Origin of the sequence: Methylococcus mesophilus, assembly GCF_026247885.1 — a bacterium.
Lineage (GTDB): Bacteria > Pseudomonadota > Gammaproteobacteria > Methylococcales > Methylococcaceae > Methylococcus > Methylococcus mesophilus.
Genome location: NZ_CP110921.1, coordinates 2,019,358 through 2,043,884, shown reverse-complemented (window position 1 = coordinate 2,043,884; position 24,527 = coordinate 2,019,358). Strand labels below are relative to the sequence as shown.

General features: G+C 62.6%; 19 protein-coding genes. 15 read left to right on the top strand and 4 right to left on the bottom strand.

Features of this window, described 5'->3' with window-relative positions:
- Positions 1–8 precede the first annotated feature (8 nt).
- A complete protein-coding gene (locus OOT43_RS09640; RefSeq protein WP_266024700.1) occupies positions 9–3,287 on the top strand; it encodes an FG-GAP repeat protein in 3,279 nt (1,092 codons plus the stop codon).
- Between the two features lie 434 nt (positions 3,288–3,721).
- A complete protein-coding gene (locus OOT43_RS09635) occupies positions 3,722–3,910 on the top strand; it encodes a hypothetical protein (protein WP_266024699.1) in 189 nt (62 codons plus the stop codon).
- A 372-nt stretch (positions 3,911–4,282) separates the two neighbouring features.
- On the opposite strand, the gene OOT43_RS09630 is transcribed toward OOT43_RS09635, so the two are convergent.
- Entirely contained in the window at positions 4,283–4,807 is a 525-nt protein-coding gene (locus tag OOT43_RS09630) for a DUF4136 domain-containing protein (protein WP_266024697.1), read from the bottom strand.
- A gap of 203 nt (positions 4,808–5,010) precedes the next feature.
- Between OOT43_RS09630 and OOT43_RS09625 the strand changes: the two genes are divergently transcribed.
- From OOT43_RS09625 to asnB, 3 genes are all read left to right on the top strand, one after another.
- A complete protein-coding gene (locus tag OOT43_RS09625; protein WP_266024696.1) occupies positions 5,011–5,430 on the top strand; it encodes a Rap1a/Tai family immunity protein in 420 nt (139 codons plus the stop codon).
- 126 nt (positions 5,431–5,556) lie between these two features.
- Complete coding sequence (locus OOT43_RS09620) at positions 5,557–7,308, top strand: ArnT family glycosyltransferase (RefSeq protein WP_266024695.1); 1,752 nt, start codon at positions 5,557–5,559, stop codon at positions 7,306–7,308.
- Position 7,309: 1 nt separating this feature from the next.
- Positions 7,310–9,157 carry an asparagine synthase (glutamine-hydrolyzing) gene (gene asnB, locus OOT43_RS09615; RefSeq protein ID WP_266024694.1) on the top strand — a complete coding sequence of 616 codons (1,848 nt, stop codon included), beginning with the start codon at positions 7,310–7,312 and terminating at the stop codon, positions 9,155–9,157.
- 50 nt (positions 9,158–9,207) lie between these two features.
- Here the strand turns inward: asnB and OOT43_RS09610 are convergent, their stop codons facing one another.
- The 3 genes from OOT43_RS09610 to pxpB are packed head-to-tail and all read right to left on the bottom strand — an operon-like array spanning position 9,208 to position 11,698.
- Positions 9,208–10,005, bottom strand: a complete 798-nt coding sequence (locus OOT43_RS09610; protein WP_266024693.1) for a LamB/YcsF family protein — start codon at positions 10,003–10,005, stop codon at positions 9,208–9,210.
- Between the two features lie 8 nt (positions 10,006–10,013).
- Positions 10,014–11,006 (bottom strand): 5-oxoprolinase subunit C family protein, encoded by a 993-nt coding sequence (locus OOT43_RS09605; RefSeq protein ID WP_266024692.1) that lies wholly within the window; start codon positions 11,004–11,006, stop codon positions 10,014–10,016.
- Positions 11,003–11,698 carry a 5-oxoprolinase subunit PxpB gene (gene pxpB / locus OOT43_RS09600; protein ID WP_266024690.1) on the bottom strand — a complete coding sequence of 232 codons (696 nt, stop codon included), beginning with the start codon at positions 11,696–11,698 and terminating at the stop codon, positions 11,003–11,005. Before pxpB ends, OOT43_RS09605 begins: the two co-directional genes overlap by 4 nt.
- Before the next feature lie 726 nt (positions 11,699–12,424).
- On the opposite strand from pxpB, the gene OOT43_RS09595 reads away from it, so the two are divergent.
- From OOT43_RS09595 to OOT43_RS09550, 10 genes are all read left to right on the top strand, one after another.
- Positions 12,425–12,586, top strand: a complete 162-nt coding sequence (locus tag OOT43_RS09595; protein WP_266024689.1) for a hypothetical protein — start codon at positions 12,425–12,427, stop codon at positions 12,584–12,586.
- A gap of 9 nt (positions 12,587–12,595) precedes the next feature.
- Positions 12,596–14,218, top strand: a complete 1,623-nt coding sequence (locus OOT43_RS09590) for an insecticidal delta-endotoxin Cry8Ea1 family protein (protein WP_266024688.1) — start codon at positions 12,596–12,598, stop codon at positions 14,216–14,218.
- A gap of 550 nt (positions 14,219–14,768) precedes the next feature.
- Entirely contained in the window at positions 14,769–15,791 is a 1,023-nt protein-coding gene (locus OOT43_RS09585) for an NHL repeat-containing protein (RefSeq protein WP_266024687.1), read from the top strand.
- 355 nt (positions 15,792–16,146) lie between these two features.
- Positions 16,147–17,055: an AraC family transcriptional regulator gene (locus OOT43_RS09580; RefSeq protein ID WP_266024686.1), complete on the top strand. Its 909-nt coding sequence runs from the start codon at positions 16,147–16,149 to the stop codon at positions 17,053–17,055.
- Between the two features lie 288 nt (positions 17,056–17,343).
- The gene (locus tag OOT43_RS09575; RefSeq protein ID WP_266024685.1) at positions 17,344–18,549 is read left to right on the top strand and encodes a hypothetical protein; all 1,206 of its coding nucleotides are present in this window, start codon (positions 17,344–17,346) and stop codon (positions 18,547–18,549) included.
- Between the two features lie 143 nt (positions 18,550–18,692).
- Entirely contained in the window at positions 18,693–19,895 is a 1,203-nt protein-coding gene (locus tag OOT43_RS09570; protein ID WP_266024684.1) for a hypothetical protein, read from the top strand.
- 138 nt (positions 19,896–20,033) lie between these two features.
- Positions 20,034–21,221 (top strand): collagen-like triple helix repeat-containing protein, encoded by a 1,188-nt coding sequence (locus OOT43_RS09565; protein WP_266024683.1) that lies wholly within the window; start codon positions 20,034–20,036, stop codon positions 21,219–21,221.
- A gap of 88 nt (positions 21,222–21,309) precedes the next feature.
- On the top strand, positions 21,310–22,242 hold the full coding sequence (locus OOT43_RS09560; RefSeq protein ID WP_266024681.1) for an AraC family transcriptional regulator: 933 nt from the start codon (positions 21,310–21,312) through the stop codon (positions 22,240–22,242).
- A gap of 50 nt (positions 22,243–22,292) precedes the next feature.
- Complete coding sequence (locus tag OOT43_RS09555) at positions 22,293–23,726, top strand: amidohydrolase family protein (RefSeq protein ID WP_266024680.1); 1,434 nt, start codon at positions 22,293–22,295, stop codon at positions 23,724–23,726.
- 52 nt (positions 23,727–23,778) lie between these two features.
- Positions 23,779–24,516 (top strand): class I SAM-dependent methyltransferase, encoded by a 738-nt coding sequence (locus OOT43_RS09550; protein WP_266024679.1) that lies wholly within the window; start codon positions 23,779–23,781, stop codon positions 24,514–24,516.
- Positions 24,517–24,527 lie beyond the last annotated feature (11 nt).

The following is a 24,527-nucleotide window of genomic DNA, read 5'->3' as shown; positions in this document are numbered from 1 at the left end:
CCTCGGGTATGTGCGACGGATTTCGGCTATTGCGGACCATCGGGCTGGTACTGGCTCTCGGCGCGCCGGTCTTTGGGGCAGGGGCGGCGGGAAAGCCGGTTGAAATACCTCCGGCACTCAAGGCCGCGGTGAGCGCGGAGCTGCGGAAGATCGAGGCGGCGGAAGGCGGCTACGCCTCGCTCAATTCGGACCATGGCTTCGCGCTGCGTTTCGAGCAAGGCGCGGTCGCCGTCGGCCCGCTGGGCAAGCTGGAGAATGCCAAAGCCTCGCCCGCCTGGCGGTGGGGGAGGAAGCTCACCGGCTACGGCACCTCGAAGGCGATCCGGCCCGTGGCCCCGGCCGAAGCCGTCGCGGCAGCGCAGCGGCTGGAATACCGCCGCGGCGCCGTTGTGGAGTGGTACGAGAATCGTCCGGAAGGGCTGGAGCAGGGCTTCACCCTGGCCGCACCTCCCACGCCCGGCGCCGATATCCTGGTGCTTGGGCTGGCCATCGAGGGCGGCCTGAAGCCCTTGCTCGACCCCGGCGGTCGGGCCGTCGAATTCCGCGACGACGCCGGTGCCACCGTCCTGCACTACAAGGATCTGCAGGTCGTCGATGCCGCCGGCAAGTCCCTGCCGGCCCATCTCGCCCTGGCCGAGGGTGGCGTGCAGATTCACGTTGACGCCCAGGGCGCCGCCTGGCCGATCGTGGTCGATCCGCTGGTGAGCAGCGAACAGAAAGTGGTCGCCAGCGACCAGGGTGGAAGCGATAATTTCGGCTATAGCGTCTCGATCTCGGGCGATACCGCCGTGGTCGGCGCGCCTTACGACGACTCCCCCGCCACCGACGCCGGTTCAGCCTATGTCTTTACCCGCTCCGGCAGCACCTGGACGCAGCAGGCGAAACTGGTGGCCAGCGACGCAGCGGCATCCGACTATTTCGGCTGGAGCGTCTCCATCTCGGGCGACACCGCCGTGGTGGGCGCGTATGGGGATGATTCCCCGCTTTCCAACGCCGGTTCGGCGTATGTCTTTACCCGCTCCGGCAGCACCTGGACGGAGCAGGCGAAACTGGTGGTCAGCGATCAGGCGACAGACGATTGGTTCGGCTATAGCGTCTCCGTCTCGAGCGACACCGCCGTGGTTGGCGCACATCAGGATGATGCCCCGCTTGTCAACGCCGGTTCGGCCTATGTCTTTATCCGCTCCGGCACAGCCTGGACGGAGCAGGCGAAACTGGTGGCCAGCGACCCGGCGGCATCCGATTGGTTCGGCTTTAGCGTCTCCATCTCGGGCAACACGGCCGTGGTGGGTGCGATTCTGGCTGATTCCCCGGCCAGCAGCGCCGGTTCGGCCTATATTTTTACCCGCTCCGGCAGCGCCTGGACGGAGCAGGCGAAACTGGTGGCCAGCGACGCGGCGGCATCCGACTATTTCGGCTGGAGCGTCTCCATCTCGGACGACACCGCCGTGGTGGGCGCGTATGGGGATGATTCCCCCGCCACCGACGCCGGTTCGGCCTATGTCTTTACCCGCTCCGGCAGCGCCTGGACGCAGCAGGCGAAACTGGTGGCCGGCGACCCGGCGGCAGACGATCGATTCGGCTATAGCGTCTCCGTCTCGGGCGACACCGCCGTGGTGGGTGCGTATTGGGATGATTCTCCGCTTTTCAACGCCGGTTCGGCCTATGTCTTTACCCGTTCCGGCGCCACCTGGACGCAGCAGGCGAAGCTCGTGGCCAGCGACCCGGCGGAATCCGATTGGTTCGGCTCGAGCGTCTCCATCTCGGGCAACACCGCCGTGGTGGGTGCGTATTCGGATGATTCCCCGGCCACCAACGCCGGTTCGGCCTATATGTACACCTTCCCTTGCGCTTTCGGCACCGGCATCACCGCCACCGGCTCGTTGGCGACCTCGCTGTGGAAGATGGTGGCGGCGCCCTGCGTCCCGGCTTCGGCCACGGTGGCGGGCACGTTCGGCGATAGCGGCAACAGCCCCTACTCCAACCTGGCCACCACCAGCTACGACAACACCTGGGGCCTGTACACCCGCGACGCCGCCACCGACGCCTACGTGTTCGCCGGCACCGGCGATGCCGTCGCCCCCGGCACCGGCTACTGGCTCAAGAGCAGCGCCAACCCTGCCAACGGCTCCATCGTTATCAACGGCAGCGCCACCCCGGTAACCGCCAGCGCCCACTGCGCTTCGGCCAACGGCTGCTACGCCATCACCCTCACCAGTACCGCAAGCGCCTCCGGCCTGATGAATCTGGTGGGTAATCCTCTGCCTTATGACATCGACTGGGCCAACGTCCGGCTGCTGGTCGACGACGTTGCGGTCTATACACCGGTCGCGGCCCAGATCGGCAACCTCATGTCCAAGAGCTTCTCCATCTGGAACGGCACCAGTTACGACACCTACGACGACGTGACTCCCGGCCTGACCGGCGCGCTCAAGGTATTCCAGTCGTTCTGGGTCAAGACCCTGCCCGGCTCGAGCGGCCATACCCTGAAGCTGCTGATCCCCGCGAAGCCCAGTACCACCAGCCAGGCGGAGCCGGCGCTATTTCCTCCCTCTCGCCTCTGGGACAAATCCGTCGGGAACGGATTTGCACTTGCCCAAAGGGTGCCGGGCAGGACGGCCCGGCATGACTGGAACGGGGTGAGGGTATCTGAAGCAAGCCCTCTTTCGGCCCTGCCCTGGTACCTCGGCTGGCTGGACTGGGTGGCGCCGCCGGTCAGGGCCGAAGAAGCCGGGCTGGCGGTTGAAGCCCAGGGTGCCGCCATGAAAGCCCAAGGCTTGGCCGCCCGCGAAGCGACGCGGCGCAGCCACGCCTCCGCCCTGGCCAGCCTCAAGGCCTGGTACGTCCGGCTCAAGGTGGACAACCCCGCGCTCGGCTACAAGGACAGCGGCAACATTCTCGGCCAACTGGCCGACGCCAAAGCCGGCTACGACGCCTACGATCTGGCCGAGCCGGCGCCCTTCGCCGCGCCCTACCTCACCCTGGTGTTCCCACACAAGAACTGGGACGACAAATCCGGCGCCTACGCCAGCGACTACCGGCCCGCCCTGGGCCTGAGACCCATGAGCTGGGACATCGAAATCCGCGCCGACCAGCCCGGTTCCGAAGTACGGGTGAGCTGGCAGGGCCACCCCCGCATCCTGGCCCGCTGCAAAATCACCGACCTCGGCACCGGCCAGACCTACGCCGCCACCGACCCCAGCCTCGCCAACGGCCTGGCCGTGTTCCTGGCCGACAAGGTCCAGCGCCTCACCTGGCGTTACCTCGGCGGCCTGGGCCGGCCGTAGTCGCGGATCGCCTGCCGGTGGTAGGAGGGAATGCCACCCATACCCATACGTGCGATTACGCTACGCTAATCGCACCTACGGGTTCTGAGCAGCGGACAGACCTATTCGGTTGGTGACCCCGACCTTGTCGCCAACGGCGTGGCGGTATTCCTGGCCGACAAGGTCCAGCGCCTCACCTGGCGCTACCTCGGCGGCCTGGGCCGGCCGTAATGGCGGATCGCCTGCCGGCTCCGCCCACCGGTGGTAGCTCCGATTAGCGCAGCGTAATCGGAGGGAATGCTACCTCGACGGCCGAGCCGGCCGTAGTAGTGGCGGATCGCCTTACGGCATCGGTCCTACGGGAACGATGTAGAACGGAACCGGTTTTTTCGGGTTCAGCCGGAACGACCGGCTGATCCCTTGTCTCTCACCAACCTCGATAAGGAAATGCCCACATGACCGACAACACCGAAATCCAAGGCACGGAGCCGGCGCCCGACACCTGCGAGCGGCCCGACCGCCGCGAGGTGCTGGAGAAGCTCAAACTGATCGCCGCCTACACCCCGCCGGCGATGCTCACCCTCATGCTGTCGCAGCGCGCCTCGGCTTTTTCCACCCCGCCTGCTCCGCCCGCTTCGTTCTGAACGCCTATCGTCCGGCAGGGGGTGGCCATGCTGCAAACCACATTGGGCGCAAGCGCCGTCCTCGCCCAGCCCGGCGACCGACGCCTGTGCATCCTCAACCCGCTCGCGGCTTGGCTGTGGGAAGCGCACCAGCCACGCCTTTGTGCGAACTCGCGTTCGCGGTCGAAGAACGGCTGATGGTGCTGCACGGCGAGAGGCTGGTAGTGCAGGAGCGGACCGGCGTGGTGCCGGTCAACGCCGAAGGGCGGCAGGCTGGATGGCCTGCCGTGAGTCCATGCAGGGGAGACGACTTGACGGCTCTTTTGAGGGGTCAGCCGTCGAAAGCCACCGGCGTTGCCGGTGGATCGTTACTCAGGTCGATAGGGGCGGCCGTCAATATCCCGCCGGTTTCGGCGGGAACCCCTTGAACAGTTTGTCCATCGCCTCCTGCATCAGCGCGGTGTTCTTCTGCGGGTCGTCGGAGACGGTGTCCGTCGCGGTGCCGCGCCAGATCGGCTGTTTGGTCCGGGTATCGAACATGTCCACGATGATCGTGCCGACGGTGTATTTGATGACTTCGGACTGCGCCATACCCATGTGGCCGTAGCCGCCCCAGCCGCTGTAGAACGTATCCACCCGTTCCTGTTCCTGGGCCGTTACCTGCACGCCCAGTGCCACGTCGCTGGGGCCGGCGGCTATCTTGCGCCAGCCTTTGGCGGAAAGCTGGGCGTCCACCGTCTGCACTATCCTTTCCTCCATCAGGGGATTGCCGGTCTGCGGCGTCTTGATCCAGGAATAGGTCTTGTATTTCGAAAAATCCGCGACCGGGTCGTAGTCGGTGTGTACCTTGATGTCCAGGTCCGCGCAGGCGGCGGTCATGGCCAGGACGGCGCCGAGCAGTGTTCCTCGAATGTTCATGTTTTCTCCTGAAGGCGTGGCATTCCCCCGGTTCGGGGATGATCTGAGGTTATCATATCGTTTTGAAGAACATCGGAAGGATTTCCCTTCCGTTGCCGAGGCTTTTTTCTGCGGCCGTAGCGGCTAGAATGTCACGGCAATTATGCCCGTCCCGGAGGGTCCGGGGCGGGTCTCATCCTTCCGGCTCGAGGGGGCGGAACAACATGAATATCAAGGCGATTGCGGCAGGGGCGATATTGGCGGCGAATATTTGCGGAACGCCGGCCAGAGCGGTGACGGCGGATGATTTCGTCATCCACGACGCGAAGGATCTGGCGGATCTGTGCGCGACGCCGCCTTCCGATCCGGCCCAGGTCGCCGCTCTCCAGTTCTGCTATGGCTACATGCAGGGCGCGTACGACTATTACCTGGCCGAGCGCAAAGGGCCGGATGCCGAGCACTTCGTCTGTCTGCCCAAGCCGGAGCCGTCCCGCGAGGAAGTCGCCCGCCTGTTCCTCGCCTGGCTCAAGGCGCATCCGGGGCAGCAAAAGGAAGCGGCCGTCGAGGTACTGTTCCAGTTCGGCACGGACAAATGGCCTTGCCCGGAGAAGAAAGAGGCTGCAACCTCCGAGCCCAAATCCTAAGGGCCGTTCCCTTCGTTTTCGCCGGAGCGCGTCCCCGGCGCTCCGATGTCCCCGGCCGGTCCGTCTTCCGGGAACGGTCCGGCGGGCCCTCATTTCCCATCCGCGATTGAGCAACCATTCCAACGTATGTCCATCCCTGTTACGACCGCCGGCGCCCCGGCACGGAGCTTGGAGCGCTGGCTGCCGGCGTTCGCCTTTCTTTTCGCCGCATTCCTGCTGTTCGTACACTTGGGCGATGCGCCGCTGCTGAGCCCGGACGAGGGGCGCAATGCCGAGGTCGCGCGGGAGATGCGCGAGAGCGGCGCCTGGCTGGTGCCGACCTATGACGGCCTGACTTACCTGGACAAGCCGGCCTTCTATTTCAAGACGGTGGCCCTGTCGTTCGCACTGTTCGGCGAATCCGAGGCGGTGGCGCGGCTGTCTTCGGCGCTGTTCGCGCTGTCGCTGCTGGCCGCGCTGTTCCTGTTCTGCCGCCGGGCCTACGACACGCGCACGGCCAGCCTGGCGGTGCTGGCGGTGGCGGCGACGCCTTTGTACTGGGCCTTCGCCCGGATCGTCATCTTCGACATGACGCTGGCGTTCTTCGTCTGCTCCGCCATCTTCGCCTGCTATCTGGCGGAGGAATACGAGGGCAGGCAGCGGGACCGCTGGTACCGGCTCGGCGCGCTGGCGGCGGGATTCGCGACCCTGGTGAAGGGACCGGTCGGTTTCATCGTACCCAGCCTCGTCGTCGTGGCGTTCAACAAGGTCGACGGGCGCGAGGACACCTTGCGGCGCTGCTTCGCCTGGCCGAACTGGCTGATCTTCCTGGCGGTGGTGCTGCCCTGGTTCGTCGGGGTGTCGCTGCAATGCCCGGATTTCCCCTATTACGGGATCATGAAGGAGTCGGTGTCGCGGTTCACCACCACCGAATTCCGCCGCACCCAGCCGTTCTATTTCTACGCCGTCATCATCGCGAGCTGCTTCTTCGCCTGGAGCCTGCTGCTGCCGGAATCGATCGTGGCGGCTTGGCGGGCCCGGCGGCGCTGGTCGCGGCCGGACCGGCTGTTCATCGTCTGGGCCGTCGTGGTGGTCGCATTCTTCTCCGTGTCGCAATCCAAGCTGCCCGGCTACATCCTGACCGCCGTCGTCGCCCTCGGCGCACTCGCCGCCCGCGTTTTCGCACTCGCGCTGGCGAACGGCGAGGGGCGGGCCGCAGTCATCGTGCATCGCGGCACCGTCGCGCTGTTCGCTTTCGCCGCGCCGGTGGCTGTTGTCCTCGCCACGGCCGCATCCGATGCCCTGTGGCTGGAGCGGGTGCTGGGGCTGAAGCGCAAGACGGCGGAATTTCTCCAGCCGGGTTTGCTGGCGATGGTTGTCTCCTTGGGCGTGGTGACCGCGCTGGCCGCGTTCGCCTGGCGGCGGCGCAATTTCAAGGTGGCATTCGCCGCCTTTCTCAGCTTTCCGGCGCTGCTGATCAGCCTGAATTTCGGTCTGCTCGCGGACTACGCCGACAGCCGCTCGAGTCGCCGGCTGGCGGCGCACATGCCGGATCTGCCCGCCGAGGTGGAAATCGCCTGCCTGGATTGCCTGCCCAACGGGCTGCCGTTTTACCTCAAACGGTTGATCACCGTCGTCAGCGACGAAGGGCGGGAGTTCACCAGCAACTATGTGCTGTTCAGTCTCCAGCGCGGCGAGCCCTGGCCGGAACGGGTGGTGCCGCTGGCGCAGCGGGACGCCTGGCTGGCCGGCCGCGATCACCCGGTCTTTCTGATGGCGCGGGGGGACGACGTGGAGCAGCTCGATACGATCGCGGAAAAGTACGGCGCCAGCCAGATCGAACTGGGGTTCGGCTATTGGGGCGCGTTGCTGGCGCCTCCCCAGAAGGAAGGGCTTTGACATGTGCGGGATCAGCGGACTGGTGCAGTTGGAAGGCGCGGCCGACACGAGCGCGATGCGGCGCAGCGTGGAAACCATGGTCAAGGCGCTGGCCCACCGCGGCCCCGACGACTCCGGCGTGGCCGGCGACGGTGCGGCGGTGTTCGGCATGGCCCGGCTGGCGATCCGCGGCTGCCACGACGGCAGGCAGCCGATGGTGGATGCCGAGACCGGCGTGATGTTGGTCTGCAACGGCGAGATCGACAACCATGCCGAACTGCGCGGCTGGCTGGCGGAGCGTGGCAGGACCGTCGAGCACGCCACCGACGTGGCCGTGATCCCTGGACTCTACCTGGAGCTGGGCGATGGCTTCGTCGAACGGCTGGTCGGCGCCTTCGCCCTCGCCGTCTGGGATCCGCGCCAGGGGCGCCTGCTGCTGGCTCGAGATCGCGCCGGCGAGCGTCCGCTGTTCTACGCTTGTCGCGACGGCCGAATCAGCTTCGCCTCCCAGGCGGCGGCGCTGGTGGCTGGGAGCGTCGAGCCGTATCCGGCCGACAAGGTGGCTGTGCAGGCCTTCCTCAAGGCGGGCTATTTCGAAGCTCCAGCCAGTCCCTTCGCCGGCATGCGGAAAGTGCTTCCGGGCGAGCGGATCGCCATCGACGTCAAGGGAGTCGAGAGTACCCGCTACTGGCGCCTGAACTTCACACGCGGCCCGGCGCGCCAGAATCCGCTGGACGAATTCGATGCCGTGTTCCGCGAGGCGGTGCGCCGCCAAAGCGAGGTCGAGGTTGATTTCGGCGCGTTCTTGAGCGGCGGGGTCGATTCCTCCCTGGTCACGGCGGTGATGCGCAGCGTCCATCCGGACCGCAAACTCAAGGCCTTCGGCCTGCGCTTCAGCGAAAGCTCCTACGACGAAGGCGTCTTCGCCGAGCGCGTGGCGGAGTCCTTAGGGGTCGACTACACCCCGATCTGGGTACGGCCCGAAGATTTCCCCGAGACCATCGCCGATCTGGTGCGCCAGTCCGGCGAGCCGCTGGCCGATCCCGCCTGGGTACCCACCGCCCTGCTGGCCCGGCGAGCCTCCGACGAGGTGCGGGTGGCGCTGGTGGGGGAGGGCGCCGACGAGCTGTTCGGCGGCTATCCCACCTATTTCGGCGCCCGCATGGCCGAGCGCTACAGCCGCCTGCCCGGCGGGATGCGGGCCTTGATACGCAAGGCGGTGGAAGCCTGGCCGGTGAGCGACAAGAAGGTGACGGTCTCGTTCCTGCTCAAGCGCTTCGTCCAGGGCGACGAGCTGGATTTCCTGGCGCGCCACGTCCTATGGACGTCCAGCATTTCGCCCGCATTGCTGCGGCGGCTGGGGGTGACTCCGCCGGAAGTGGCGCGCGTCGCGGGCCCCCGCGAAACCATGCTCGACCGGCTGCAGCAGCACGACCTGGAAACCTCCCTGGCCGAGGGCCTGCTGACCAAGGCCGACCGCGCCAGCATGCGCTCCGCGCTGGAGCTGCGGGCGCCGTTCCTGGACAAGGATGTGATCGAATTCGCCGCCACCCTGCCGGAGCGGGATCGCGTGCAAGGCCTGGAAACCAAGGTGTTCCTCAAACGCATGGCGCTGCGCTATCTGCCGAAGGACATCGTCTACCGCAAGAAGCGCGGCCTGTCCGTCCCGCTCAGCGCCTGGATGCGCGGCCCCTTGCGCGACTGGGCGGACGCCAGGATTTCCAATCCGCGTCTGGAAGAAATCGGCATCGACCGCACCGCCGCCCTGGACCTGCTGCGCGAACACGAACGCCGCAGCGCAGACCATGCCCGCGCGCTCTGGACCCTGATCGTCGTGAGCGAGTGGCTCGAGTGGAAGGCGGCGGCGTAGCGGCGCCCAGGCTTCTGTTTTCAGCAATCGCAGGTCGGGCTAGGCTTCCGCTAACCCGATTCACGGCTGAACGCGTTCGGAGGGCGTTCGCCCAATGCCGCCACTGCGATGCCCCTTTCCGCCAGTTCCGTGCGCAGGCGCCGGGCGAAGGCCGTGGCGTCCGGACCGTCGCCGTGCAGGCAGAGGGTGTCCACGGGCATCGGAATGACCGTCCCGTCGCGGGCGGTCACTTCGCCGCGCTCCACCATACCCAGGGCCTGGGCGACGGCTTCGGCCGGTTCCTCGATCAGCGCGTCCGGCCGGCTGCGCGGCGTCAGGGTGCCGTCCGGCTCGTAGCGGCGGTCGGCGAAGCCTTCACGCGCGACCGCCAAGCCCACTGCTTCTCCGGCCCGGACGAGATGCGACCCGGCGGGTCCCACCAGGATGAGGTTCGCGTCGAAAGCTCGGGCCGCGGCGGCGACCGCTTCGGCCATGGCCGCATCGGACGCGGCCTGGCTGTACAGCGCGCCGTGCGGCTTGACGTGGACCAGCCGCCCGCCGGCGGCCCTGGCGAAACCGGCCAGCGCTCCGATCTGGTAGAGCACCAGGTTACGGATTTCGTCCGGACGCAATGCCATGGCTCGGCGCCCGAAGCCCTGGCGATCCGGTAGCGACGGGTGGGCGCCGAGGGCGACGCCGCGGCTCACGGCGAGGCGCACCGTTTCGGCCATGACGTCCGGATCGCCGGCATGGAAGCCGCAGGCGATGTTGGCCGAGGTGACCAGTTCCAGCAGGATTTCGTCCTGGCCCATGCGCCAGGGGCCGAAGCTTTCGCCGAGGTCGGCGTTGAGGTCGATGGTTCGTGCCATGCGAGTTCTCATGAGGATGGGCTGTTCAATGGCCAGCGCAGGCCAAGGCTGGTGCGCAGCCGGCGGAGCTGGAGGGCGCGGATGCGGTACAGCGTCTGCGCTCGTTCCACCGGAATCGGTTCGAAACGGACGGTCTCTCCCGGTCTCAACTGCGCGAGCCGCGGATGGTCGACGCTCGCCACCGTGCCCAGCACCGGATAGCCGCCGGTGGTCTGGCGGTCCACCCCCAGCAGGATGGGCTGGCCGCCCGGCGGCAGTTGCAGCGTGCCGAAGGTGACGCCGGCCGAGAGCCTTTCGGCTGCGGAGGCCGGATGTAGCGGCGGCCCTTCCAGGCGCAAGCCCATCCGGTCGGACGCCTGGCTGACTCGGAAGGCGTCCGTTTCGAGTACGCGCCGTTCTTCGTCGGGCAGGTCCTGCCAGTCCGGCCCTGGAATCAGGCGCAGCCGCGCCGGGCATTCCAGCGGCAGCGCCCTGTTCCACGCCGCGGACCAGGCCGGTACGCAAGGGCGTGAAGGGTTGTCCGGCAGGGCCAAGCCGCTTTCGCCCGCCTCGATGACATCGCCCTTGCCCAGCGGCCGTCCCCCCAGCCCACCGAACCCCGCCCGAAGGTCGGTGCTGCGGCTGCCCAGCACGGCCGTGACTTCGAAACCGCCGGCCACCGCCAGATAGGCGCGGCAGCCCAGGCGAGGCCGGCCGAACTGAAGCCGCGAGCCGGCGGGCAGCCACACCGGTCGCCAGCAGGCGAGCGGCCTACCGTCCAGTTCCGCCGAGAGATCGGCGCCGGTGAGGGACACCCAGGCGCCGCGCTCGAAGCTCAGCCGGGGGCCCTGGAGCGTCATTTCCAGCACCGCGGCTGCCGGCGGATTGCCCACCAGCGCGTTGGCGATGGCGGCGGAGTAGCTGTCCATGGCGCCACCCGGCGTCACGCCCAGATGCTGGCAACCGGGCCGGCCCAGGTCCTGCAGTGTGCTCAGGAGGCCGGGATGCTCGACCCGAATCACAACGCCTCCCCTCTCATGCGCGACTCGAATTCGTCCGGTCCGATCGGCACGAAGCGCAGCCGGTCGCCCGGAGCCAAAAGGCAAGGTGGCTCGTGCAGCGGATCGAACAGGCGCAGGGGGGTGCGGCCGATGAGCCGCCAGCCGCCAGGACTGGTCTGCGGATAGATGCCGGTCTGCTCCCCTGCGATCCCTACCGCTCCCGCCGGTACGCTGGAACGCGGCGTGCCGCGTCGGGGCGTCGCCAAGTCCGGATCGAGGCCGCCAAGATAGGCGAATCCCGGCGTGAAGCCGAGAAAATACACGAGGTATTCGCCGCCGCTGTGACGGGCGATCACCTCGTCCGGCGTAAGGCCGCAATGGCGGGCAACATCGTCCAGATCCGGCCCATGCGAGCCGCCGTAGCAGACCGGGATGTCGAGCCGCCGGTCTTCGAAGGGGACACCGTCCCTCTCAACCTCTTCGAGATAGGGCGTTACGGCCTCGGTCAAGCCATCTCGAGTCCAAACCAATGGATCGTAATGCAGAGCGACGCTGGCATAGGCCGGGACCAGATCGGTCACCCCCGGAAGGCTGGCAAGCGCACGCGAGAGCGCGACCGAGCGCCGGCTCAGCGCCGGATCTATCCGGGCGCCGAAGACGACCAGCAGAGCGCTGTCACCTAAGGGCAGAATGGCGGGTATGGCTGGGCGCATAGACGGCGTAGGAACGGAAGCGCCGAGTATACCTATTGGAAGGGAGCGGCTGTAGCTGAGTAGTTGAAACGATGGCTTACGGAGCGGCTGCTGGGCAGCTGCATTGAAAGAGTCCGGTTTGCCATCGTGGCTCGCCAAAAAAGCGCTATGCCCTGATGGATTGCAGAGCAATTTCGTCGGGGTGCTCCGGCATTTATGGGCCGTATCTGTCTAGTCCGGCAACAAGTATTGCCCCTGAAAACTGCGATCACTTTAGGCCGATGGGTGTCCAGGGCCGCCAAATCTGAACGACCGTACACAAACCCTGAACGATCGAGCATGTTACCGCGCACGCGATGTGGTTACCCTTTGGTTGCAAAAGCGCCCACTGGATCGAATTGCCGCCTTATCGCGTCAGGCGGTTGCGTGACATGGCCAGGGTCGAGTTCATCGCCATCTGTTGCCGGACTGGTTGGTTCTATGAATATTTTAGCGGCAGCGCCGCAAAGATCGCACGATAAGTGAGTCGATTCCCATCAAGTTGAGGTGTACCGGCCTCTCTAGGTGAATATGGCTCATATCCCGTGTAAACATATCTTAATCAAACCGCAGTACTAATATGGCTAAATAGTGGTAACGATAGCGTCCGCTCAGTATGCAACTGTGCCCAAAACAGGAGGTTGAGCGCGGCGGAACCTATCGTCGGCCAGGGGCGACATAATGTTGGCTCGGAACGAGAGAAACGGCATGCTCGACAAGCACGGCTTTGGATATTACGGTATCGAATTGATCGGGCGAAACCATCGCTCCCAAGGTATTAATGTGGACGTTCGGAAGGCGCTTTCGGTTGTTTTTTATGAGTCCGCAATAGGCTTGACGAACCAAGACAATAAACTAATCAGCGCATGAGGTGGCGAAATGACATCTAAGCTTGGAAGGCGGGATTTTTGTAAATTTTCAGCTACGTCACTGGCGGTAGGGGCTGCTCTTTACAGCACACCTCCATGGTCTAGCGCTGCAGAAAGCTGGCTTGGCACAGAAGAGAACTTGAGAGTCCTCGGCGACACGAGCTATTCCTGGCCTACCATATATAATGGGCTGTTGGCCGTCATCCAGGTGGGCATTAAAGAGTTTGTCCCCGGAGGTACCGTGCTTGCCCTTCTTTTCTCAATTCTGATGCCGAAAGAAAACAAGACGGACCCTCTGGCGGTTTGGAAATCCATGGAGAAATATGCAGAAGAGCTGGTCAAGCGAAAGCTCGATGAGGCAATGCACAGGTTGATGATTAGCACACTTGAAGGGCTTGTGAAGGAGCTGGCTTTGTATCAAATGTATGTCGGCTCAAGCGATCCGAATCTGGCAAAGTCAGCATATGTAGCGGCTACGTTGGATTTTGCAAGTCAGGAACCGGTCTTTCGGACCTCGGGCTATGAGTTGGTGTTGTTGCCGATCTATACGCAGTTTATGAACCTATATATCGGCTTGCTCAGAGATGGCGTCAAAATGGGCGCTTCGTGGGGCATGAGTCCGGATGACGTGAAGAAGCAAGCTGAACTGCTTACACAAACGATATCCGATGCGGTCAGCTATTGTGGTCGTGAGTACCAAAAGGGGTGGTACGAGGTTCGCAACAGCACTCCTGATAACAGAAAATGGGCCGAGCCCTTCAGGTCATTGAATCGCTATACGCGCGAAATGCAATTGTCGGTAATGGACTATGTGACGATATGGCCGCTGCTTGATCTTACGAGTTACCCGGATCCGGTAGATATCTATTCTCATCTTACGAGGGAGATATATTCAGATCCGTACGGCACAACTGATGACAGTTGGCCAATACGCCTCCCGATTCCGCCGACGGGGCCGATCGAATATGTCAGGGTTTGGGCGTGGAATATGATTGACGCGGTGCAGGTCTCCTACGCCCCTGGCCAGGGCCCAAATGGTTGGACGGTTACTCCAAGGTTGGGAAATCAGAATGGCGGGGTTTCGGAGCAACCACCGAAGGGTGGAGTGTGGGGAATTCCTCCGAATAATCCGATTGTCCAAGCCAAAGGGTGGTCGGGTGATGTGGTCAATGGGTTGGAGTTTGTTTTTCAAGACGGTTGGAGTACGGGCGCCATCGGCCACTGCTTGGGTGGCAGAGATTCAAATTGCATGCGGGATGGGAAAGGTAGCGCCTTTGACGTGTCTTTTAAGACGAATATAGGTGGCATGGAGCATACGGAACGGCTTAGCAGTATATGGATAAATGGGGTAAGCAAACATTATAAATCAGCTGACTGCGTCGTTTTTGGATTTCAGATCATCAATCCTAATGATGCTGACAGCATCGATATCGAAATGTTAAGAATTGCTTATATTGCCAGTCCAATGGTTGTTTCGAAACTAAATTTGGCGAAGGAGATAGAGGGTCTTCTGGATGGTTTGCAGGGGGAGCAGGTGGAGGTCAGGAGACTGCGTAAAAAATTCCGAAAGGAAAATTGGCCGCTGCTCCGCCGTAGATATCAAAAGCAACTGAAGAAATTGGCTTTGACTTGATTAGGGCTATTAATAATTTAGGAGATAAGCTCTGGCGATCGCGCGGCGATTTGTCTTGTCGGAGTTGGCTGATCACGACCAGAATAATATCTTTGTTAAGGGGCTTGCTGGAGTTTTATAGGGGAAGAGGGTAGGGTCAATTGGCGATTTTCAATCGGGTAAGATTGCAAGAGTTGCGATGAAACGGTGCCGGACTAGCATCGAGCGGCGTGACCCGGGCCTGAGTTGCGGACGACTGGCCGAAGGACGTCACGGGCGCGAGGCAACCTACCGGAGTCAAGTCTGCTCCATATCCTTCGCGTCGTGATGGCGTAATCCACTCAGGCCGGGCGGACCGGTTGGCCGAGAATTTTGAACGATCACGCACAAAATGTGGATGACTGAGCATGTTTCTGCAGCGGAAACGCCGTTATCCTACGCGCCGCCTAATGAAGCCATATCGGGGAAATAGAGGCACGTCGATAGCGAGGGATTCTCGGTCCGGGGTGTGTTCTCCTCTGCGCGACATTTCAGTGTTTTTTGCAGTTCCGAACCTAATTAAGAATTTGCCATGAACTCGAATAGATTTGCTGGAGCTATTATAACTGCCGCTCTGCTTTTTTTGACGGCGACTGCCGGTTGGGCGGGCTTGCTGCAGTCGCCATATGGGCTGGCTGTGAATCCCAATAACGGATATTTATATATTGCTGATCCTTTGGCCGGGAAGGTGTTCGTTGCTCAGCCAGGCTCGAGGGCGGGTGCCACTTTTGTATCCAGGTCGAATCCCTTCACTTTGGTTGTGGACAAGAATGGATCGGTCTATGTGGGCCGGGTCGGCGCGGACGGAAAAATCGATATATTCGACGCTCAAGGCAAGCTCATCACCAGTTGGCCGGTTGCCGACAGTCCGACCCAGATGACGATCGATCCGAATAACGTCGTATATCAGGCGAATGTGGGGAATGCAATGAACAGCTGGGTGGTGCTGCACGTCTATGGGAATGATTTGTCGCCCGCCTATCAGCAGGCGGCGGCAAGTGGCGGGTTACCTTACTTCAAGAATTTTATTCCGCTCATGACAGTCGATAGCGGAAAGCATTACGCGTTCGCTTATGACAATGGACAAATCATGATTATTGGAGGGGATGGTGTTAGTTCCGGCGTAAGCAATCCGAATATCACTGATGTTTCGATGTTTGCTTTGGTTGGAGATGGAACGCTGCAAGAGTTCCAATCGAAAATGTATTTGGCCGATCAGGCTATTGGCGGCGGAGCCTATCTCGACTGGCTCAAGACGCACACGATCGATACACCCGGGTCGGTTTCTGCCGCTACCGTTGATGGGTTCCACAACGTTTTTTATGTCGACCAGGGCGATCAGACCATTAAGATCACGGCTAAAACCAGGCTGGCGAAACCCTTGTTGAACAATCTTCCCTCGAGGCCCTGGGGAATCGCTTTGGACCAGACCAGATCGAAACTCTACGTGTCGTTTCCTGATGAGCATTTGGTCAGAGCGTATGGCATTCTTTACGTCACAACGAACGGCGTGAAGGTGCCGAAGCAACTGTCTGCCCCTACTATCATCCGTTGATCGCCGATTGGCGGTGATCTGCCGGAGCGCAGCCTAGCTGCGCTCCATGCGGTCTGGAGGCCTGCAGAGCCATCCGGGTGCACGCCCCCACGCTGTCGGTTTAGCCACAGGTTTGACAATTCGCTTGGCAATAATTATCTCCGGGCGGTCTTCAGCCTGCTCGACGGCGAAGTTCATGGTCCAGTGACCTGCGCCGCCTCCTACAACGCCAGCATGGTACTCTTGGACTCCAATTGCCAATAATGTCCAGGGGAGCTCCGCTTTGCTGCGCCCAGAATAATGCCGGTCGGCGGTCTGGATTGAATAAAATGGAATGTGTGAAAGTCCGATTTCTTAGAATTCGTGGGGGTACGGCGTGGACGCACTTACGTTGTTGGTCGAAGGTTTGAGGCTGAGGGCTAAGCTGACCTACTGGGGCGGCGTTTGTGGCGACTGGTTAATGGAACATAATTTCCCAGCCGCGATTTCGTTTCACCTGTTGAGCAAAGGTGAGGGCTGGGTTCACTCGCCCACCCAAAAGCCGGCGCTGAAACTGGTAGAAGGCGATCTGATCGTATTCTTGCCTCATGCTCCCGGACACATCATTTCTCATAGTGCCAACGAAATTCCTACGGAGTCTGGCAACATTAGGGCGACTACAGTCGAGCACGGAGAGACCGGATTCATTTGTGGGTTTATCGAGCTGGAGACGCCTCAGGCGAATTTGTGGTCTGCTCTGCCTGCGGAAATTCTCGTCAGAAAATCCCAGGCCGGCGAAATTCTGTCGTGCCTGCTGCAGCTCATTATCCAGGAATCCGGCAGTCCGCGCTTTGGCAGCAAATCGATCATAGAGCGCCTCTGCGACAGCATTTTTGTGCTGGTGATCAGGCACTGTATGGAAGAGAACCTTATGAACCAAGGCATCTTTCTGGCGATGCAAGACCGTAATCTCGGCGGGGTTCTCACGATGATCCACCGTGAGCCCTGGCGACCATGGACGCTCGGCTCCCTCAGTTCCCATGCGGGTCTATCGAAAACTTCGTTTTCGAACAGGTTTACTGAGTTGGTTGGTTGTCCTCCCATCGAGTATTTGGCAATGTGGCGCATGCAAATGGCCGCCGGTTGCTTAAAGGAAGCAGGGGCGACCATCGAAGGCGTGGCGGAGCGCTGCGGCTATCAATCGGCATCTGCCTTCAGCAAGGCCTTCAAGCGGGCGTTTGGTGTTTCACCCGGAAAATTCCGCCTCAGTGGCCTGTATGAAAACGCGGCGCCACGGCATCCTTAAACCATTGTCATGGCGCTCGCTTCGGGGCGCATCTCGTTGGCGTTCTTGCCTCGGTTTCTTAGGGTTCCCTCTGACGCTAAGGTTCAGGTCGGGCAGCAAATCTGAACGATCGCGCATACATTGAGTACGATCGAGCATGTCGCCACATTGCCAACGCGGTTATTCTTCGCGTCGCCAGGGCCCGTGGGTGGACATCGCGTCGGAGCGAGGAATTCGCAGCCGGCGCTCGCACTGATGTCGATACAAGCGCCGGAAATTTCAACTCAACCTCTGTCCAGGAATCTCCCGATGTTGCGAGATCGATCACGTTCGTGCCTGAAACTCCTGCTGTTTACCCTAGCGCCCCTAACCGTGACGATGCCGGCTCAGGCCGTTTCGGTGCAAATCAAGAACTTCCGCGGCAACTGGAGCGACAGCGCACTCTACGCAAGCGGCGACGTGGTCGGTTACCAGGGGCAGAGTTACATTGCCCAAAGCTTGAACATTAATAAGGACCCAGCCGTCAGCGCAGCGGTCTGGTATCTGCTGGCGGCGCAAGGACCGCAAGGGCCGCTAGGCGTGCCCGGCGCGCAAGGCCCGAAAGGTGATCCCGGCCCCAAAGGCGATCCGGGTCCCAAAGGTGATCCCGGTGCCCAGGGTGCCCAAGGCCAGCCCGGTGCCAAAGGCGATACGGGCGATCAAGGCGCCGCCGGGCCGAAGCCGGTCTATGCCTACCGACTCGTTGTCGGCAGCGGTATCGACAACGACGATACCGGGCGCTCCTTGGTCAAGCCGGATTACACGTCCATCGGTGCCGCCCTGAACGCCATCCCAACCAATATCTATGACGCCGGCAAGTGCACTGCGCACTATCTGGTCAGGGTATTGCCCGGCGTCTATAACGAGCGGGTGGTGATGCTGCCGTGCGTGGACATTGAAGGCGCCGATGAGTTCGCCACGCGCATCACAGCGGCAACAGGCGAGGAGGGTACGATCGTGCTCGCCGATCAAGCGGAACTGCGCTTTCTGACGGTGGAGGGTAGCGGCGCTAACCCAACGGGCATTCGTATCGATTCCGGCTCGCCGCGTTTGACCCAGACCAGGGTCAAGGTGACCGCATCCAATGGGCCCGCTCGTGGGATCGTAATGCAGGGCAACTCCTCTCCAACGTTGAGGGACATTGCCGTCACGGCAGTGCCGGGGCAGGGGAGTGGCGGAATCGGCGTGAAGTTCGCCTCTGGTTCATATATGACAATGGAACGGGCGACGGTGACTGCCGGTACCGCTCTGGAAGGGCTCTTGGAAAGCGGCGGCTCTTGGAAGATCCGCAATTCAGTCTTGCATGGCGCGCTCGACTTTGGCGGATCTCAGTTCGGTTCGTTCGTCCGAATAAGCGGCAGCGAACTTGATGGGAAGCTTACTGCCGGCGACGTCACCCTAGTTTGCGTCACTTCTTACAACGCCGATTTTTCTCCATTGGACGCCAATTGTCAGTTGACGCCGCCGCCCCTCTAGGCCTCGTTACCGAGGCCGGCGCGGTTCGCGGTCCGAGCCCGCAGCCTCTTGCGACAACCACGAATCGAAGCGGCGTACCTATAGCGTGGTGGATCGACCCGCACTGACTAGCCCTTAATCCCAATACGACCCTGGAGCCCACGATGTTCGGAGTTCGTCTGAATGCCTGCCTGAAACTTTTGCTGTCAGCCCTGGTGCCCCTGGCCTTGATGATGCCGTTGGAGGCTCAGGCCGTCCTCCCGCTCCCGGTACCCATCAAAAATTTCCGGGGCACCTGGAGCGACAGCGAGACCTATAAAGCCGGCGACGTGGTCGGTTACCAAGACCAGGGATACATCGCCCAACGCCAGAACCGCAATAAGAACCCGGTCAACAACGCAGCGGTCTGGTACCTGTTGGCAGCGCGAGGCCCGCAGGGTACTCAGGGCGTGCCGGGGCCTCAAGGGCAAATGGGCGCACCGGGTTCCAAAGGGGATCCCGGCCCCAAGGGTGAACCGGGCACACCGGGTGCCCAAGGCCAGCCCGGAGCCAAAGGCAATACGGGTGATCAAGGTCCCGCGGGGCCCAAATCGGTCTACGCCTATCGGCTCATCGTTGGCAGCAGCATCGGCAATGACGGGACCGGACGCAGCTTGGCGCCCCCGGACTACACCACCCTTGCCGATGCCCTGAACGCCATCCCTGACAATATCTACAACGCCGGCGATTGCTCAAAGCGTTATCTGATCAAGGTACTACCCGGCGTCTATCCCGAGCGGGTGGTAATGCGGCCGTGCGTGGACATCGAGGGCTCCGGGGAGTTCACTACGCGCATTACCGCAGACGCAGGTCCGGATGGCACGGTCGTGCTCGCCGATCAGGCGGAACTGCGCTTTCTCACGGTGGAAGGTATCGGCATCGATCCCAGGGGTATTTTTACCAATTCCGGCTCGCCGAAACTGGCGCATGTGACCGTCAAGGCGTCCGCTTCCCAAGGGGGCGCTCAGGGGATTGTTGTAGGCGGAGGCTGGCCGGTGTTGAAGGATGTCTCCGTCACGGCGGTTCCGGCGCCGGGTGAGCCCGGTATCAGCGTGTCGGTTGGCCCCCGCGCATCGATGACGATGGAACGGGCGACGGTGACCGCCGCACTCGCCCTCCATGGAGTTCTTGAGACTGGCGATTCCTGGACGGTTCGCAATTCGGTCATCCATGGAAGGCTCGTCGTTGACTCGTCGCGTACCGGCTCGTCAATCCACATAAGCGGCAGCGAATTTGATGGGCAGGTTACCTCAACCGGCGGCGTTACCCTATCTTGCGTCACCTCGTACAACGCCGATTTTGCTCCCTTGGGCGCTGATTGTCAGTGAGGCGCTTGATGTCCGTCGTCAGGACTGGCCGGACGCAGACGTTTGCCGAAATCCCGAATCGAAGCGGGGCGCCTATGGCATGGCGGATCAACCCTTGCTGACAAACTCTATCATCCCGTTACAACCCTGGAGCCCACAATGTTCCGAGACCGTCTGAATGCATGCCTTAAACCGCTGCTATTGGCCCTCGCGCCCGTGACCATGGCGACGCCGCTGGAGGCTCAGCCCATCTCCGTGCCAGTACAGAACTTTCGAGGCGCCTGGCATCACTGGGAGCCTTATATGGCCGGCGATGTGGTGGTTTACAAGGGCAAAAGTTACATTGCCCAAAGCTGGAATCTCAATAAGAAACCGGCCAACAGCACTGCGGACTGGTACCTGCTGGCGGCGCAAGGCCCACAGGGCGCTCAAGGCGAGCCAGGCGCTCAAGGGTTGAAGGGCGATCCGGGCCCCAAAGGGGATCCCGGCCCCAAGGGCGAACCCGGCGCACCGGGTCCCCAAGGTCAGCCCGGCGCCAAAGGCGATATGGGCGCTCAAGGCCCTGCGGGACCCGGCCCGGTCTACGCCTACCGGCTCACTGTCGGCGCAGCCACCGACGACGGCACCGGCCGTACCTTGGCTAAGCCGGATTTCACGTCCATCGGTGCCGCCCTGAACGCCCTCCCAACCTCTATCTACAATGCCGGCGCGTGCTCGAAGCGTTATCTGGTCAAGGTTTTGCCCGGCGTCTACCCTGAATCCGTGAGGATGTTGCCCTGTGTCGACATCGAGGGCTCGGGGGAGTCAACCACGCGTATTACCATGGAGTCGTACAACGGGACGGTCCAGCTCGCCGATCAGTCGGAATTGCGCTTTCTCACGGTGGAGAGCATCGGCCTTTCAGCTGCAGGCATTGCGGCCACTGGCGGCTCGCCGAGACTGACGCACGTCAGCGTCTACGTCGACGCCTCCGGCGGGACGGCCAATGGGGTTCTGATGACGGGCAGCAGTTCTTCTCCGGTGTTGACGGATGTCGCCATCACGGTGAACAACCAAGGAGGGGGGGCTTTCGGCGTCGCGGATATATCCGGTTCCACAATGACGTTGGAACGGGTCACGGTGACTGCGGACAGGGCCCTGGTCGGCTCAACTCAATGGATCGGTTCCTGGACGATCCGCGACTCCGTACTTCATGGCTTCTCGTCATTTCAAGCCAACCCATCTGCCACGGTCGTGCGTATCAGCGGCAGCCAAGTGAGTGGAGCGATGATCAAGGGTCCCATCACCCTGGCTTGCGTCACCTCTTACAACGCCGATTTTGTGGCATTGGGCGCCAATTGTCAGTGAGGCCTACCTTATCTCATTCATCCGGGGGACTACGGTTTCGGTCGCCGCGTGACGATCGGTTCTTGGCCAATCGACGTTGGGTAAAGACTTGGACGCACTGACACTCTTGGTCGACGGCTTGCGGTTGCGGGCCAGGCTGACCTATTGGGGCGGTGTCTGCGGCGACTGGCTGATGGACCACAATTCCGATACCGCCATCTGGTTTCATCTGCTGAGCAAGGGCGAAGGCTGGGTTCATGCACCGGCCTGGCAGCCCGCCTTGAGACTGGAAGAGGGCGATCTGATCGTGTTTCTGCCGCACGCGCCGCGCCACGTCATTTCCTACAGCCCATCGGAAATCCCCACGGACTTCAGCAATGTCCGTGCAACTTCGGTCGATGAGGGCGAGACCGGCTTCGTCTGCGGCTTCATCGAACTCGGCATGCCCCGGTCCAGCCTGTGGACCGCCTTGCCCGCGGAAATCCTCATAAGAAAATCCCAGGCTGGCGAGATTCTGTCGTGGCTCCTCCAACTCATCATCAAGGAATCCATCACACCGCGTTTCGGTACCAATTCGATCATCGAACGTCTCTGCGACAGCATTTTCGTGCTGGTACTCCGGCACTGCATCGAAGAAAATCTGGTGCACCAAGGCGTCTTCGCGGCGATGCAGGACCACAGGATCGAGCCCGCGCTCACCCGGATCCATCGGGAGCCGGGACGGCCCTGGACCCTCGAGTCGCTGTGCTCCCTTGCCGGCTTGTCGAAAACAGCGTTCTCGAACAGGTTCACCGAACTCGTCGGTTGCCCGCCCATCGAGTACGTGGCAACCTGGCGCATGCAAACCGCAGCGGGCTTGTTGAGAGAGACCGGGATGACGATCGACGACGTGGCGGAGCGTTGTGGCTATCGGTCGGTGTCCGCCTTCAGCAAGATTTTCAAGCGCACGTTCGGCGTTGCGCCCGGTAGTTTCCGTATCGCCCGTCCGCACGACTGCATGGCGCAGGAGCGTGAGTCGACGGAGCGCCGGAGCTCGGCTTAATCGAGATCCCGCGCAGGACCGCGCCCTTTGAACAACCTTCGGATCGTCCCATGAACGGTTCATTTCGGTGGGTCTTGCTCTGCCTGACGTTGGCCTCTTCCTGGTTCGGGTGTGCTTCGGGGCCGGAGCCCACCCGAACCTTGGCCGAGACGGAGCCGGGTTCGTCCGGCCTGCTCATCCGGAACGCTTCCTTGATGATCACCATGGATCCGGCTTTGGGCGACGGGCCGCTGGGGATCGTCGAGGGCGGTGACGTGTTGCTCGAAGGCGGCCGGATCGCCGCAGTCGGCAAGGGGCTGGACGGCAGCGGCCGCAAGTCGCTGGACGCGCGCGGGAAGATCGTCATGCCAGGGTTCGTCGATACGCATGACCACCTCTGGCAATCCATCATTCGCGGTTGCGCCGCCGACCGGGACCTCTATGGCTGGCTGGATGCGTGCGTCTATCCCATGGGCCGGGTTCCGTTCGGGGAGCAGGATGCCTATGCGGCGGTACGGCTCGCTACCCTCGGACTCATCGGGACGGGGGTCACGACGGTCCTGGACTGGTCCCATGCCTTCAATCCGGCGTTCGTCGACGGTAACCTTGGCGCGTTGCGCGACTCAGGGTTGCGGTTCGTTTTCGCTTACTGGGTCGCCCCGCCGGGCGGTTGCAGCGAGGCCGCTCGCGTCCAACAGGACTTGGTCGGCAACGGTCTGGCGGCAGGTTTTCAGGTCGCAACTCACCCCACCCTGGCGAATCTGGATCAATTGAAGGAGGCGGTGCGTTGTGCGGAAAAGCTCCATGTGCCGCTCAACGTGCATCTCGGCGAAAGCCCGAAAGACCCGCAGCAGGGGCAGATTCAGGCGCTGGAGCTGTCCGGCGCCCTGGACGGGCAGATGCTGGCCGACCACGCGATTCACCTGACGGATCGGGAGGTGGAACTGCTGGCGCGGCACCGGGTCGCGGTCGCGCACAATCCTCTCAGCAACATGCGGCTCGCCTCCGGTATCATGCGCCTGCCCGAAATGCATGGGGCGGGGCTCAGGATCGGCCTGGGCCTGGACGGCGGAACCGGGGACGGTCCGGACATGTTCGCCGACATGAAGGCCGCCGTCGGGCTGCAGCGCGCCCGTCTCGAGAGCGCCTCGGGCTATCCAGGCATTGCGGACGCCTTGCGCATGGCGACGCTGGGAGGCGCGGAAGCGCTTGGGCTCGACAAGATCACCGGCTCGCTGACGCCGGGCAAGCGGGCGGACCTCATCGTCCTCGATCCGGGTGGCGCGAACATCGCCCCGCGCTGGGATTGGCCCAGCCAGATCGTCCTCAACGGGCAGCCGGCGAACGTGGAGTACGTCTTCGTTGACGGCCGTGCCCTGAAATCGGAAGGTAAGCTCGCCGAAGGTCAGGACAAGAATGCCGTGCAGGCCGCGGAGGCGGCGGCACGCAGAGTCCGGGCCGCCTTGGGCGACCGCCGTGGCCTGCCACCGGCCGGGCACGAGTGAGCCCGGCCGGCTTCGGCGGAACGCCATCAATCGTTATGGAGGAAACCTCATCGTGCGTACCGACTACGATCCCATCGCCGAACGATACAAGCGGGCCAAGCTGCAGCCTTGGCGGAATTGCATTGAAACCTTCACGCTGCTGGACCTGATCGGAAACCTTTCCGGCCAGGCGGTCGTGGACGTCGCCTGCGGGGAGGGTTTCTACACCCGGAGGCTGCGGGCCCAAGGCGCGGCCCGAGTGCTGGGCGTCGACCTGTCCGAGCGCATGGTCGAACTCGCCCGTGAGCAGGAGACGGAGCAGCCTTTGGGCATCGACTACCGCGTGGGAGACGGCAAGAACCTGTCCCTGCCTTCCGAATTCGACCTGGCGGTGGCGGCTTACCTCTTGAACTACGCGGCGGACCGGCACGAGTTGGGAGCCATGTGCGCCGGGATATCGGCCTGCCTCAGGCCGGGGGGGCGCTTCGTGACGGTCAATTCGAATCCGGCCATGGACTTTTCGGCGCTTCCCTCCTACCGCCGCTACGGCTTCGACACCCGAGTGGCGGGAGAAATCCGCCAGGGCATGCCGGTGACCTGGACTTTTTTCCTGGAAGACGGCCCGCTCGAGATAGAGAACTACTATCTCGACGTGCCGGCCCATGAGGCCGCGTTCCGTGCCGCCGGATTCCGGGAAATCCGCTGGCATGCCCCCAGGCTGTCCCCGGAGGGCAAGGCGGAATTCGGCGAAGATTTCTGGGCGGATTTCCTTGACCATCCGCCGGTGATCTTCATCGAGTGCCTGAAATAGCAGCCCCTGGG